The organism is Puniceicoccaceae bacterium, assembly GCA_040224245.1.
Lineage (GTDB): Bacteria > Verrucomicrobiota > Verrucomicrobiia > Opitutales > JAFGAQ01 > JAKSBQ01.
The window spans coordinates 1-14,106 of record JBEGIR010000018.1 but is presented as its reverse complement, the minus strand read 5'-3'; the positions used below and the strand labels follow the sequence as shown (position 1 = coordinate 14,106).

The 14,106-nt window shown below is 53.7% G+C and carries 12 protein-coding genes; 10 read left to right on the top strand and 2 right to left on the bottom strand.

What is annotated here, in order from left to right; all coding sequences use genetic code 11:
* Window positions 1–132: 132 nt before the first annotated feature.
* Window positions 133–1,758 carry an ABC transporter substrate-binding protein gene (locus tag ABQ298_02870; GenBank protein ID MEQ9823306.1) on the bottom strand — a complete coding sequence of 542 codons (1,626 nt, stop codon included), beginning with the start codon at window positions 1,756–1,758 and terminating at the stop codon, window positions 133–135.
* Window positions 1,759–1,784: 26 nt separating this feature from the next.
* On the bottom strand, window positions 1,785–2,852 hold the full coding sequence (locus ABQ298_02865) for an ABC transporter ATP-binding protein (protein ID MEQ9823305.1): 1,068 nt from the start codon (window positions 2,850–2,852) through the stop codon (window positions 1,785–1,787).
* Window positions 2,853–2,963: 111 nt separating this feature from the next.
* On the opposite strand from ABQ298_02865, the gene ABQ298_02860 reads away from it, so the two are divergent.
* From ABQ298_02860 to ABQ298_02815, 10 genes are all read left to right on the top strand, one after another.
* Window positions 2,964–3,527: a phosphoribosyltransferase family protein gene (locus ABQ298_02860; protein ID MEQ9823304.1), complete on the top strand. Its 564-nt coding sequence runs from the start codon at window positions 2,964–2,966 to the stop codon at window positions 3,525–3,527.
* 13 nt (window positions 3,528–3,540) lie between these two features.
* On the top strand, window positions 3,541–4,512 hold the full coding sequence (locus tag ABQ298_02855) for an aspartate carbamoyltransferase catalytic subunit (GenBank protein ID MEQ9823303.1): 972 nt from the start codon (window positions 3,541–3,543) through the stop codon (window positions 4,510–4,512).
* Between the two features lie 22 nt (window positions 4,513–4,534).
* Window positions 4,535–5,833, top strand: coding sequence for a dihydroorotase (locus tag ABQ298_02850; GenBank protein MEQ9823302.1), 1,299 nt, complete (start codon window positions 4,535–4,537; stop codon window positions 5,831–5,833).
* A gap of 158 nt (window positions 5,834–5,991) precedes the next feature.
* Window positions 5,992–7,848: an ABC transporter substrate-binding protein gene (locus ABQ298_02845; protein MEQ9823301.1), complete on the top strand. Its 1,857-nt coding sequence runs from the start codon at window positions 5,992–5,994 to the stop codon at window positions 7,846–7,848.
* Between the two features lie 19 nt (window positions 7,849–7,867).
* Complete coding sequence (locus tag ABQ298_02840; protein ID MEQ9823300.1) at window positions 7,868–8,869, top strand: ABC transporter permease; 1,002 nt, start codon at window positions 7,868–7,870, stop codon at window positions 8,867–8,869.
* A gap of 50 nt (window positions 8,870–8,919) precedes the next feature.
* On the top strand, window positions 8,920–9,795 hold the full coding sequence (locus ABQ298_02835) for an ABC transporter permease (GenBank protein ID MEQ9823299.1): 876 nt from the start codon (window positions 8,920–8,922) through the stop codon (window positions 9,793–9,795).
* Complete coding sequence (locus ABQ298_02830) at window positions 9,792–10,796, top strand: ABC transporter ATP-binding protein (protein MEQ9823298.1); 1,005 nt, start codon at window positions 9,792–9,794, stop codon at window positions 10,794–10,796. The genes ABQ298_02835 and ABQ298_02830 overlap by 4 nt, the downstream gene beginning before the upstream one ends.
* A gap of 16 nt (window positions 10,797–10,812) precedes the next feature.
* Window positions 10,813–11,790 carry an oligopeptide/dipeptide ABC transporter ATP-binding protein gene (locus ABQ298_02825; protein ID MEQ9823297.1) on the top strand — a complete coding sequence of 326 codons (978 nt, stop codon included), beginning with the start codon at window positions 10,813–10,815 and terminating at the stop codon, window positions 11,788–11,790.
* A 1,298-nt stretch (window positions 11,791–13,088) separates the two neighbouring features.
* Window positions 13,089–13,295, top strand: a complete 207-nt coding sequence (locus tag ABQ298_02820; protein MEQ9823296.1) for a type II toxin-antitoxin system VapB family antitoxin — start codon at window positions 13,089–13,091, stop codon at window positions 13,293–13,295.
* Window positions 13,292–13,687, top strand: a complete 396-nt coding sequence (locus tag ABQ298_02815) for a PIN domain nuclease (protein ID MEQ9823295.1) — start codon at window positions 13,292–13,294, stop codon at window positions 13,685–13,687. The genes ABQ298_02820 and ABQ298_02815 overlap by 4 nt, the downstream gene beginning before the upstream one ends.
* Window positions 13,688–14,106 lie beyond the last annotated feature (419 nt).

The window sequence follows — 14,106 nt, the reverse complement described above, 5'->3', positions numbered from 1 at the left end:
TGAATGTCTCCCTGATATTCGGCAAGAAACAAGGCTGGTTCAGTGACAGTTTGTCAGAAGTAGCGTCTTTGCAATCAGTGTATGGAGGATATGGCTGTTCCTTATGCTTCCCTGGCCTTGCCCGGGATGGCCTTACTGACCATTGGCGATTTGAGTGGCGCGCTGATACTGGTCCCGGAAATGCAGGGTTAATGTGCGCGCGAGTTGCACCTCTTCAATTTTGGTTCGCTTGTTCAAAATAGATCCAATGTGTGTGGCTGCCTGCTCGTAGTGAATCTTGTCCAACTCGGAAAACACGGCGAGTGCGCGGTTGGCATCATCTAGACGGCCCTGTTGGCGCGCGCTTTGGATGGCGGCCCATGCCTCGGATAGTTCCTGATGAGGATCGATGAAGGCGGTCTTGATGATGAAGCGCAAGGGGCTGAAGAGGCGACCTGTCCACTCCGGGTGATACACAAAGGAACCTGCTTCGGAGTAGGGGTTGATATGGGGATCGGATCGCACGTCTGCATACTTCGCATCGTAGAGCTGTCGCAGCATGGGACTGCGTCGAAGCGCATAGGTTTCAGGTCCATCAGGAGTTCCCGGTTTCCAGTTCCATAGCTTCTGACCCTGTTCGGACAGAACGAACTGAATGAACAGAGTTGCCATTTCAGCATGAGGGGCGCCCCTCAGCAAGGCGATGGGATCGACCGAAACCGTGGAGCCGCCCACGGGAGTGATGTAGGAGAAGCGGTCCGAGCCGGTTCGGTTTTGAAGGGTCTCTGCCTGAAATCGCCCATAGAAATCAATGCTCATGCCAGCTGCACACTCACCAGCTGAGACGTCGATCGAAGGTTTTTTGGATGAGTCGGTGAAGTAGCGTGCATTGGCACAGATGCGCTGAATCACCTGCATGGACTGATCCCAGCCTGCCTTCACCTCCCGCAGTGTTTCCTGCTCGCTCAGTTCCGCGCCAGCCTGTTGCACGCGACGGAGCATTTGTTCCTGCACGATCATCTCGAACGCCTTGGTTGAGGAACCGCTTTGAATGGGATCGGAGATGGCGAGTTCGCCGAGGTATCGTGGGTCCGTAAGATCTTCCCAGCTTGAAGGAATGGTTGGGATATCCAGGCGCTGCAACGAATGCAGATTGTAGATAATGCCAAACTGGGAGAGCACGGCGCCTGCCCAGAGTGCCTGTTTGTCGTAGAACGGTTCTCCTGCAAAGCGGAGAGGAACGGAGGATTTAGGCAGCATGGTTGCCAGTGCTTCGGGAGATGCAAATGGAACCAGGGTTCCCGCAGCGGCTTGCTGAATGAAATCATAACTTCCTCCTCCGAAGAGGATGTCGATGCCACAGGTCACATTGGAATTCAGAAACGCCCGCTTGGCAGCTTCTGCAGGAGTGTCATCCTGAGGGCTGTCATCCAGCGTGATCCGGCGGTTCATGAAGCTGTTCTGAACCTCGGCATTCCATGGTTTTCCAAGTTCGTTTTCCCAGTAGTTTCGGAAATTGTTGGTGTAGGTGGACTGGATGTAGCGAATGATTTCGCTCGTGCCCCCGATCACCCGCCAGTCGATGTCGATTGTTCGCCCGGTTGTTTCGAGGTAATGCGCGGCAAAGGCGACCTCAAATTCGTGGCGAATGCCCTCGTCGTGAGGTGTGATCACGATGAGCGTGTCATCTGAGCGAACGACCGTCTGGTTTTGCTTACGCAACAGAAAGGGCAGAGCGATCACGATGGTGATGGCAAGCAGAATGGGAAGGTTTTTCATGGAACCTTGGTGCGGGTTGGATAATCTCAGTCGTTGAGCACCACAATGTCTTCGGAATCGGCCCAGGCAAAATGGGACCCCTTGCTCAGTCGGGCAAAGCGGGGGTTGAGTTCGGAGATTTTGATGCGCACTCCTGCACATTCCATGACGTAGTGGGCAACTTCTCCGTAATAAACCGCTTCCTTCACTTCACCGCGAAACCCGTTTTCTTCGCAGGACTCATTTTCGAGGTGGATGGTTTCGGGGCGAATGGACAGAAAAACGCGAGCCCCTGGTGCGGGGGGACGGTTCGGATCTGCCAGTGCCCCGCAGAGTGTACCGAGGCTGCATTCCACGATGGCCTCACCCACAGCGGTTCGCAGCACCGTGCCCTCCAGGATGTTTGATTCGCCGATGAAGGTGGAGACAAAGGCGTTTTGTGGGCGTTTGTAAACCTCGAGCGGAGCACCAATCTGGATGATTTCACCCTTGTCCATCACGGCCATGCGGTCGGCGATGGAGAGAGCTTCCTTCTGGTCGTGGGTCACATAAACGGTGGTGAGCTGGTGGCGTTTGCAGATATCGCGTATCTCTGTGCGCATCTCGTTGCGCAGTTTGGCATCGAGGTTGGAGAGTGGTTCATCGAGCAGCAGACACTTGGGACGCACCACGAGTGCACGGGCGAGCGCTACGCGCTGTTGTTGTCCGCCTGAGAGTTGGTTGGGCTTGCGTTCCGCATAATCTTCCATCTGGACCATGGCGAGGGCATCCTTCACGCGGGTTTGGATTTCTGCCTTGGATACGTTGCGCTGTTCCAGACCAAAGGCGACATTCTGAAAAATCGTCATGTGTGGCCAAAGCGCATAGCTCTGAAACATCATGCCCGTCTCCCGTTTGTGGGGAGGGAGCTGGGTAACGTTGCTCGATCCAAAGTGAATCGATCCCGCTTCGGGAATGTAAAACCCTGCGATGCTTCGCAATAGCGTGGTTTTGCCGCAGCCACTCGGTCCGAGCAGGAAAAAGAGTTCGCCTGCCTCGATCTTGAGGCACACGTTTTTGAGTGCAAGCGTTTCACCAAATCGCTTGGTAACATCATGAATTTGGACGGGAAGCACGGTGTCGGTCGGTTAGAATTGTGTTGCATGTTGGCACTTTATGGAGGATGGTCAACCGCTAAGCGAAAGCCGCCGAAATGGTGATTTTGGAACCACCTCAACGACTCAAAAATGGAGATCATTCGTGTCCCGGAAGACGTAAATCGTGCTATCGATTCTCTGGTTGACTACATGCAAGGCATGGTGACCGATGGAGAATCGTGGCTGCTCATTGGCATTGCCAACGGTGGCATTGCCCTGGCTGGGGAATTGCAGCGACGCTTTGCAACGGCAACGGGATTGCAACTCCCCATGGGTGAGTTGAATGTGAGCTTTCACCGCGATGATATTGGAAGCCGACCGATTACCCGACCGAAGGAACCCACGCGCCTGCCTGACGAAGTACACCATCGCTCGGTGATCCTGGTTGATGATGTGATCCACTCTGGGCGGACCATTCGGGCAGCACTGGATGAATTGTTTGAACATGGCCGTCCCAAACGGGTGCGACTGCTCACCTTGGTGGATCGGGGCCATCGCGTGGTGCCCATCCAGCCAGACTATGCGGCCATCAGCTTCGATATGGATGAAACGCGCAAATTGCATGTCGTGATCGATCCGGATGACGCCCATGGCAACCGGATATGGGTTCAGTCGACCCAGCAGGGCAATGAGGTCGGGGTTTTGAATACGTGAAGGGATGCAAGGCATGGATGCGGTAGGAAATTGGACACGAAAACACCTGCTCGGACTTGAAGATCTGTCGAGGGATGAGATGGATATCATTTTGTCGACGGCGCGCTCATTCAAGGAGACGATTTCGCGCAGTCGGAAGAAGGTGCCTGCGCTGCGTGGAAAAACCATCGTCAATCTCTTTCTCGAACCCAGCACGCGCACCCGCGTAGCATTTGAAGTTGCGGCGAAGCGTTTGAGCGCGGATGTGGTCACGGTCCAGGGTTCCACGAGCAGCCGGGTGAAGGGGGAGACGCTCAAAGATACGGCGCTCAACATTGAAGCACTTTCTGCGGACATGATCATCATGCGTCATTCGGCCGCTGGAGCGCACCAGTATCTTTCCAATGTCGTGGATATCCCCATCCTGAACGCGGGAGATGGAGCCCATGAACATCCCACGCAGGCATTGCTCGATGTATTCACCATGATTGAGCATTTGGGAGATTTGAAGGACAAGCGTGTTACCATTCTGGGGGACATCCTGTTCAGCAGGGTGGCGCGTTCCAATATCTGGGCGTTGAACAAGTTGGGTGCCAAAGTGACCCTGGCGGGGCCATCGACGCTGGTTCCCGAGCGATTTCGCAGCCTGGGCGTGGAGGTCTGTCACGACCTTCGGACATCTGTGACTGATGCCGATGTTGTGATGCTGCTGCGCATCCAGCACGAGCGACAGACATCGACGCATTTTCCGAGCTTGGGAGAATACACCGCACTGTTCGGACTGAACAAGAACCGGATGAACTGGCTCAAGCCGGAGGCGTTGATCATGCACCCCGGACCCATCAACCGCGGCGTGGAAATTGATTCGGATCTCGCTGACTCGGGGCGGTCGGTGATTTTGGAACAAGTGACCAATGGCATCGCGGTTCGCATGGCGGTGATCTACCTGTGCATGGCCGCCGCTGAGCGCGAACACGGAGGCATGCCCGAACCGCTCCCTCATTGATTTTCTCTGCTGCATCTTGATCATGGATACCTACCCAACTCCAAGCGCAATCTGGATTCACGCCGGCACGGTGGTCGACCCCTACACTGGTAAGGAAGCGCAGCGTGATGTGTTCATTGAAAACGGGGTGTATGTGGAGTCTCCGGAGGAAGGGTTTTTCTCCCATGCGCACAAGATCGATGCCACTGGCATGGTGGTGGCCCCGGGACTGACCGAACTGCAGTCGCATCTTCGGGAACCGGGCGAGACACACAAGGAAACCATTGAAACCGGTTCCCAGGCGGGGGCCAAGGGTGGGTTCACCCGTTTGGTGTGCATGCCCAATACCAAACCTCCCTGCGACAATCCGGGAAATCTTCGACTGATCCACGATGCGATTGAGCGAGGAGCGTGTATTGAAGTGTTCCCAACTGGCTGCATTACCATGGGTTCAGAGGGGCAGAGTCTGGCACCGATGGGATCGCTTAAGCGGGCGGGGGCAGTTGCCATTTCCGATGGGGGAAAGTGTGTGCAGAACAATGAAGTGATGTGTCGGGCGATGGAGTACGCCCGCATGATCGACATGTGCATCCTCACCCATTGTCAGGACTACTCGCTGACTGAAAATGCGGTCATGAACGAAGGGGACTGGTCGTTCAAGCTGGGATTGCGTGGGTGGCCTCACGAGGCGGAGGATCTGATGGTCGCTCGGGATGCCATCCTGTCGGAAAAGACGGGCGCACCTGTTCACTTGCAAAACATCTCTTCAGGTTCCGCGATCGACATCATCGAGCGGGTTCGCAGCAGGGGAGTTCCGATTACCTGTGAAGTGACGCCCCACCATTTTACCCTCACGGATGCGGTGCTGCAGAACTATGAAACCTGCTACAAGATGAATCCGCCCTTGCGCAGTGAAGAGAACCGCCAGCGCATCCTGCAGGCACTCAAACAGGGTGTGATTGATTGCATCGCCTGCGATCATGCCCCGCATGCTGACGACGACAAGGATGTGGAGTTTGACTATGCTCCGTTTGGAGTGATTGGTTTGGAAACTTCACTTGCGGTTACGCTGACGGAGCTGCATCACAAGGAGGGATTTTCACTGATGCGCATCATGGAGCTCATGTCCGCAGCACCCGACCGCATACTCGGATTTGCGAGCAAGGCAATGACCGCCGGAAATGTGGCCGATTGTCTGGTTTTTGACCCCCAGGAAACGTGGGTGGTGGACAGGCATGGATTTGCCAGTAAGTCCAAGAATTCTCCATTCCTCGGCAGAACGCTCAAAGGACGCAACAAGGTGACAATTCACCGGGGAAAACTTGTTTATTCCGAAATTTGAGTATGATAGGGTCGGACAGGGCACAGAACCCGGGTTTTGACGGTTGAAGTGTTCTGTCCATCGCAGCATGCCCCAGACGTACGAAGTCGATTTTGCTTCGCAAACGTGGCTTTTTCGTACTTTTTTAAAACTGTCATCGAAATTGCTACCGGATACGGATGAGGTTGCATGCCATCGAGATGTTTGTTGAGAACCGTATGATGAAGAGTTTGAAGAAGGTCTTGGGAGTTCTGGTGGGAGTGGGTTTTCTGCTCCTGGTGGCGGGTTGTCAAAAACCATTCAGTGATCGGGCACAGGATCTTTCGGTTTTTCGATTCTCGGACAATGGTGCTCCCGTCAGTATGGATCCGGTGCAGGCTGCCACCCAGTATGGCAACCTGATGGTGACGTCGATTTTTGATCAACTCTACGAATACAAATACCTCGCGCGACCCTACGAATTGAAACCCAGGCTCGCTGCCGCGATGCCCGAGGTCAGTGAAGATGGGCTGGTGTATACGATCCGCATCAAGCAAGGCGTGCGTTACAGTGACAATGCCTGTTTTCCCGGTGGAAAGGGGCGTGAGGTGGTTGTGCAGGACTTCATCTACGCGATGAAACGCATGTTTGATCCGGCAAATCTGCCGCAGGGAGAATGGTTGTGGCAGGGGAAAATCAAGGGGCTGGATGAGTGGAAGGATGCAGGCTCGGATTACTCCCAGGACATTGAGGGCCTGCGCGCGCTGGATCCCTATACGATTCAGATCACGCTCAATCAACCCTACCCGCAGCTGACCTATACACTCGCCATGGGTTACTCTTCCTTTGTTCCCAGGGAGGCTGTTGAGCACTATGGAAAGGAGTTTGGCATCAATCCCGTTGGCAGTGGTCCGTATCAGCTGGTTTCGTTCAACACGAAAAAAGCGGTGCTTCGCCGCAACTCGAATTTTCGTGAGGAATTTTTTGATCTGGAGTACGAGGGCTATGATCCGGAAACCCAGGCCTGGGCCAACCTCGAAAAGCTGCAGGGCAAGCGCATTCCAATTTCCGAAAACGTTGAGGTGTATTTCATGAAGGAAACCATGACGCGCTGGAACTCTTTGAATAAGGGGACCGAGATTCAGTTCGGCTCGATTCCAGTGGAACTCACGCACATGGTCGCCGAGGAACTCAAGCCACTCAAGCTCCGTCCCGAGTATGCGAAAAAGTTCACTGGCATGAACATGCCTGATTTTGGATTTGTCTACTTCAGTTTCAACATGGAGGATCCGCGCATCGGCAACCACCCCGATCCTGAGCAAAACCGCCGCAACCACTTGCTGCGCCAGGCGATCCGCGCCGCTTACGACTGGGATCAGCGCAATCGTCGCTTCTATAACGACGTCGGCGAAATCTTTCCCGGAGTCATTCCGCCCGGACTCGATGCACACGATCCGGATCTGCCCGATCACTACATCAAAGCCGATTATGACAAAGCCAAGGCCCTGCTTGCGGAAGGAGGCTGGACGGCTGAAAATCTGCCCGTACTGGAATATTCCGGTGTTGCCAGCGTTATCAATTCGCAGTTCTACGAGCAGTTTCGCGGATGGATGGAAAAAATGGGCTACCCCCGTGAGAAGATTACCTACAGTCCTTATGCCTCGTTCGGAGACTACAACCGTGCACTCAAACGCAAGGAGTTGATGACGATCGGCATGGGCTGGGGACTCGACTATCCCGATAGTGAAAACACACTGCAACTTTTCTACGGACCCAACAAGAGTCCTGGATCCAACTCCGCGAACTACGACAACCCGGAGTACAACGAGTTGTTCCGCAAAACCAAGACCCTGTTGCCCGGACCCGAACGCACCGCCTTGTACCGACAGATGAACCAAATGATCCTTGAGGATGTGCCGACGATTTCAGGGCTGATGCGTAACAATCCTGTCATTTGGCATCGCAATGTGGTGTTTTACCCCTCCCGCAACCCACACGGCAGTCTGCTGCACTACGCCTACGTGTTTCCCGAATCGGAGCTTGAATCCGCCAACTAATCCCGTCTGAGACTGATCCATGGAAACCCTTCAATACGCGATTCGCAAATCCGTCTATTCGATCCCGCTGCTCTTTGGGGTGACCCTCATCAGCTTTGTGCTGATGGTGTATTTTGGTCCGGACCTCACTTACACGATTCTGGGTAAGAACCCGACCCCGGAGCAGATCGAGGAAATTCACGCACAGCTGGGTTACGATCAACCGTTTCTGGTTCGCTACGGCATGTTTCTGAAGGAGATTGTGACCCTTGATTTTGGGTCATCCCTATCGTCAGGCGAGCGCGTGTCTTCCATCTTGGCGAAAAGCGTCCCCGTGTCGGTCGCAGTGGCGATACCTTCCTTTATCCTGTCAAATCTGCTGGGCGTTACGCTGGCACTGCTCGCGGCCTATCACCGTGGCAAACTCTGGGACAAGTCGATTATGGTTTTTGCTGTTTTTGGCATGAGCATCAGCTACCTGATGGTGGTGATCGCGTTTCAGGTTATTTTTTCCACGAGCTTTGGATTGAACTGGTTCCCGGTGCAGGGTTGGGTCGAACCTCCGCCTGACTACCCGGACGCCACGTTTTTTGAGATCATCTACTACTACTGGTATTACTACTGGACCTACGTGACGGTGCCGACACTCGCAAGTGTGTTTGTGGCACTGGGCTACAATACGCGCTTTTTCCGGGCGGTGATCGTGGAGGAACTCAACCGTGACTATGTGCGCACCGCGCGTGCCTACGGCGTGTCGGAGTGGAAGATCATGATCAAACATGTGCTCAAGAATGCGCTGATTCCGATTTCCACCCGCATCATCATCACCCTGCCATTTGTGATCATTGCAGGCAACCTGGTGCTCGAAAAGTTCTTCAATATTCCAGGCATCGGCCTGATCACTTATGACGCGATCACCAACGGCGATCTTCCGATCGTAAAGGCGGTGGTGACTTGCACCGCCGTGCTCTATGTGCTCGCCCTCATTTTGACGGATATCGTTTACAAACTGATCGACCCGCGCATCTCCTATGCAAAATAGGAAACACGTTTCGAATTTCTGCCGCTACCACCCATTGACGCACCCGAATCATGAAATCTGACGACCGGACCGGAAAAGAATCCCTTTGGAGCAAGAGCCTTCGAAAACTGATGCGCGACCGATTGGGGGTCATTGCAATGGCCGTTGTCGGCATCTATGCGCTGGTTGCAGTGGGCGTATGGATGGGCGTGCTGGGCCAGAACTGGAGTGCACTCGGAGAAGAGGGCTTTGGTGGCATCTCGTCACAGCACTGGTTTGGCACCAACATCAACGGTCAGGACATCTTTTCGCGTGCGATTGCAGGTACCAAGACTGCCTTTGAGGTAGGCCTGATCGTGGCGATCAGCGCCACCGCGATTGGCGGGTTGCTCGGAGCGATTGCAGGCTTTTTTAATGGCACGATTCTCGATGAGATCATCATGTGGATCTATGGCTGTGTGGATGCCATTCCGTTCTACCTCTTTGTGGCGGCTGTCGGATTTGCGCTCAAGGATCAACCCTATGCGATGCATGTGGCCATGATTGCCACATTCTGGTCGAGCACCTGTCGCATCGTCCGTGGGGAGGTGATCAAAATTCGCGGGCTCGAATACGTTCAGGCCGCCCGTGCGATTGGGGTGGGGCCGTTTACGATCATCCTGCGCCATATCGTGCCCAACACCTTTCACATCCTGCTGGTTCAGTCCACAATCGCGTTTGTGGGAGCGATCAAGAGTGAAGTGATCCTCACCTTTCTGGGGCTTGGCGTGAAGGATGGTGTCAGCTGGGGCACGATGCTCTCCGAATCCACGAACGATGTGCTGCGGGGACATTTTGGGAACTTCGCCGCTGCATCAGGTTTTCTGTTCATCCTGGTGATCGCCTTTAACATGTTTGCGGATGCGCTGCAGGATGCGCTCGATCCGAAGAAAGTCACCAGTTCATGAACCCGAACGCAGGAACCCAACCGATGAAACCGGAATCACCCGTTTTGCGCATTCGCGACTTGGTCGTGGAGTTTCGCACGGAAAAAGGCATTATTCGCGCGCTCGATGGCATCAGTTTTGATGTGCATGCCGGTGAACCCCTTGGCATTGTGGGGGAGTCGGGCTGTGGCAAGTCGGTTACCGCGCTTTCGATCCTGCGCCTGATTCCGAACCCACCGGGCCGCATCGTATCCGGCAGCATCGAACTTGAGGGTGTGGAAGTCACCCAGCTCAGCGACGATGCCATGCGCAAGGTGCGGGGCAATAAGGCATCGATGATTTTTCAGGAACCCATGACCGCGCTCAATCCGGTCTACAGTATCGGAAACCAGATGACGGAGGTGATCCGAGTGCACCAGAACGTCTCTAAAAAAGAGGCTCTGGAGATTGCGCTCAAGATGCTGCGCACGGTTGATATCGAGTCCCCCGAGAAGCGCCTCAACCAATACCCGCATGAGCTTTCCGGCGGCATGCGCCAGCGCGTGATGATTGCCATGGCGCTCTCGTGCAACCCGCGACTGTTGATCGCAGACGAACCGACTACCGCGCTCGATGTGACCGTGCAGGCGCAGGTCATGGACGAGATCGAGCGCTTGCAGAAGCAGCTGGGCATGGGCTTGATCCTTATCACGCACGATCTCGGTGTCATTGCAGAGGCCTGCAAGCGTGTGGTGGTCATGTACTGTGGAAAAATTATTGAAATTGCAGATACAAAAGCACTCTTTGCGGCTCCGCGCCATCCCTATACGCGCGGCTTGCTCGACTCGATCCCGCGGGTAAGGGAAAGCAAGGTTGAAAAATTGCCAACGATTCAGGGCATGGTGCCCGATTTGGCGAGCCTGCCCAAGGGCTGCCGTTTTGCGGATCGCTGCCCAAAGGTGCAGCCCAAATGCAGGGAACAGGAACCCCCGCTGGAGTCTGCAGGTGAAAACCGTCAGGTGGCCTGTTATTTCCCCAACTGATAAGCGACGCGATACCATGGAAAATCCACTTGTTCAGGTAAAACATCTCAAGACCTACTATCCCATTCGCGGCGGACTGGCCAATCGGGTCGTGGGGCATTTGAAGGCGGTCAATGATGTGAGTTTTGAGATCGAGAGCCATCAAACCTTTGGGCTGGTCGGTGAATCCGGTTGTGGGAAGTCCACACTGGGACGCTCCATTCTCCGCCTGCAGCCCGTGACTGATGGTAGCGTGATCATTGATGGCAAGGACATCCTGTCGCTCGACCGCAAGGCGCTGATCCAGGCGCGTTCGATGATGCAGATCATTTTTCAGGATCCCTACGGCTCGCTCAATCCACGCATGACCGTGCGGGAGATCGTGAGGGAACCGCTCGATACCCACCGCGTGGGTGATCCTGCCTTTCGCAATGATGAGGTCTTTCGCCTGCTTGAGGTGTGCGGTCTGCGCAAAACCGTTGCCGACCGATACCCACACGAGTTCTCTGGTGGTCAGCGCCAGCGCGTTGGCATCGCGCGTGCCCTGGCGCTCAATCCGAAATTCATTGTGGCGGACGAACCCGTTTCCGCACTCGATGTCTCCGTACAGAGCCAGATCCTCAACCTGATCTCGGATCTGCAAAAGGAGTTTGGCATCTCGTTCCTTTTCATCTCGCACGACCTTGCGGTGGTGCAGCACATTTCCCATGAAGTGGGCGTCATGTATTTTGGGAAACTGGTGGAACGCGCCCCCGCAGAGCAGCTCTACGCCCATCCGAAGCATCCTTACACCCAGTCGCTGCTCAGTGCGATCCCTCAGCCCGATCCCACCTACGTCAAGCAGAGCAAGCCCGTCAAGGGTGACATCCCCTCCCACCTCAATCCCCCGAAAGGTTGCCCTTTTCATCCACGCTGCCCGGTCGCCAAGCCCGAATGCAGTCAGATCGAACCCGTGCTCAAGGTGATCGACCCCGCTCAACCCAAGCACCAGGTCAGCTGCCACCTGTACGAGTGAGTCAGCGAGGACGGTCCCGCATTGCGTCAGCCTTCGCCATCGCAGCTCCGCTGCACCCCTCATCATCTGAGAAATCTGTGCAATCGGTGGTTCACATTCTTTCTTTCTAAACCTCAGATTTCGTAGAAAACACAGATAGAATTGAGTCGAGACCCATCGCCCAACCCCGTTCTTGTAGCATCTTCTCTCATGGCGATTCCCCTCTCTTGCGTAGGGCTCCCGCTCGCCGGGAGCCGCCGTTCCACCCCGCCATGCCCCTCCCAAGCCATCGATTCCCCCCGTAGCGGAATTTGGAATAATTTCGACCCCTGGACACTCGAAAACCTCAACAGTTCCACCTTCCCCAGCAACAGGATCAGAACCACCCTCAAAAAACCTGTTGCGCGCAGCGCATCCTGTTGGACTGGCCCCGCCAGTCCATCCAGTGAAGCACAGCTGAACGATGTTCCAACTCACTGCAGTGCGTCAGCCTTGCCAGGCAAGACCGATATTGAAAGAACCATACCCAGACATTTACTAACCACAAGGTGTCAACTTTTGATCAGGACGAGAGACTTGTCCCATAACCTATCGCCTATAACCTATAACCACCCAAGCTAACACCGTTCGTCCTACGGACTCTCTTGATCCGGCTTCGCCGGAGCAGGATACACGTCGTCCCTCCGAGTAGCAGGTTCAAAAACAATCTCTTTTGTTCCGTAGCGGAATTTGGAAAAATTTCGACCCCTGGACATTCGAAAACCTCATCGGTTCCACCTTTCCCAGTAACAGGTTCAAGACCCACTCACAAAAAACCTGTTGCGCACAGCGCATCCTCTTGGGCTGGCACCGCCAGTCCATCCAGTGAAGCGCAGCTGAACGATGTTCCATCCTCAGCAGTGCGTCAGCCTTCTCCATCAGGCATTTCCCATTCGCCATTGCAGCTCCGCTGCACAGTGCCACAATCCAGATGAAAAGCTTCAACCACAAAAGGCACAAAACACACAAATCCCAAAGGGTTTATGTCCCCGACTCGTCTGGGTTTTTGCAGCTCCGATGGATCGGAGCGTTTTGAGTTCGGCATCTGCCGAACGGTGTGTTGAGAAATCCTGAGTTCAGTATCTGAACCAATCATTCGTATCAGCGATTATGGATCGGGATGTATGCCGAACCCCGGATTCTCGAAAAGATCCAAAAACAATCAAAAAGGAACTGGAAGCGAACCAAACGGTTGGAGACTACTCGTGATCGCTCCGCGAATACTCTTCACGTTCTGAAAATGAATTTGATAAATACACCTATTTGGATATTTTTGGTGTATGAGTAGGACAAACATCGTTTTAGATGACACCCTTGTTTCGAAGGGATTGAAGATCACGGGACTCAGAACCAAAAAAGATCTCGTAGATTTGGCTCTTCGTGAACTCGTAAGAAAAGAAGATCAAAAATCCATTCTCTCACTCGAAGGTAGGTTTCGTTGGCAGGGTGATTTGAATGAAAATCGGAAAAATAGATTTGAAAGATGATCCTAGTCGATACCAGTGTTTGGATCGATTTTTTCGAGGGAAACGATCATTGGACCAAAGAAAGATTGAAAGAAAAAATATATGAAAGAGAGTCCATCGCTTACGTGGACTTGATTCTGCTGGAAATCATTCAAGGTATTCGTAGTGAAAATGATAGAAAAGAATTAGAAAGCTATTTTTCACATTTCATCCTCCTCAACCAAACTCGATCATCCATTCTGCTTGCGGCGGAAATTTTTCAAGAATTGCAACGAAGGGGTATTCGAATCCGAAGCATCATCGATTGTTTGATTGCAGCGATCAGCATCGAAACCAGAGCAAGAATTTTGCACAAAGATCGCGATTACAATCCCATTGAAAAGTATTATCCCATTATCACCGAGAAACAATAATTCACAACACGGCAGGTGTGTGGAATTACTTCCTCGCTCCGCTTCCTCGTAATCCCTCCCTTTGACGTGGTAGGGGGAAACTCGAGGGGGTCAGACGCGAAAGATAAAGATTTTTGCCTATTTTTGTGGGTTCATTTCCGGTAAATTTGGATCTGTCTCAAGGCATACCTGAGCGAAGCCTGCGAGCGTTCCTTGCTCAGGGAAATGTAAAAAGGGTTCAATGGTTCATGATTTTGGAATCTTGAACTAGAGCGACGGTCCGAATTCTCCCGAATCCGGCTAGTGCGATTACACATACATGACATCAATAGGTGAAAGTCCTGATCGCTCCAAGACGAGCACTGGAGAAGCAGCTGAAAGCAACTGCGTCGCTGAGAGGCGGGGTGGGGAGCAGCTGGAAGCGGACCTGCGGTCCCAAA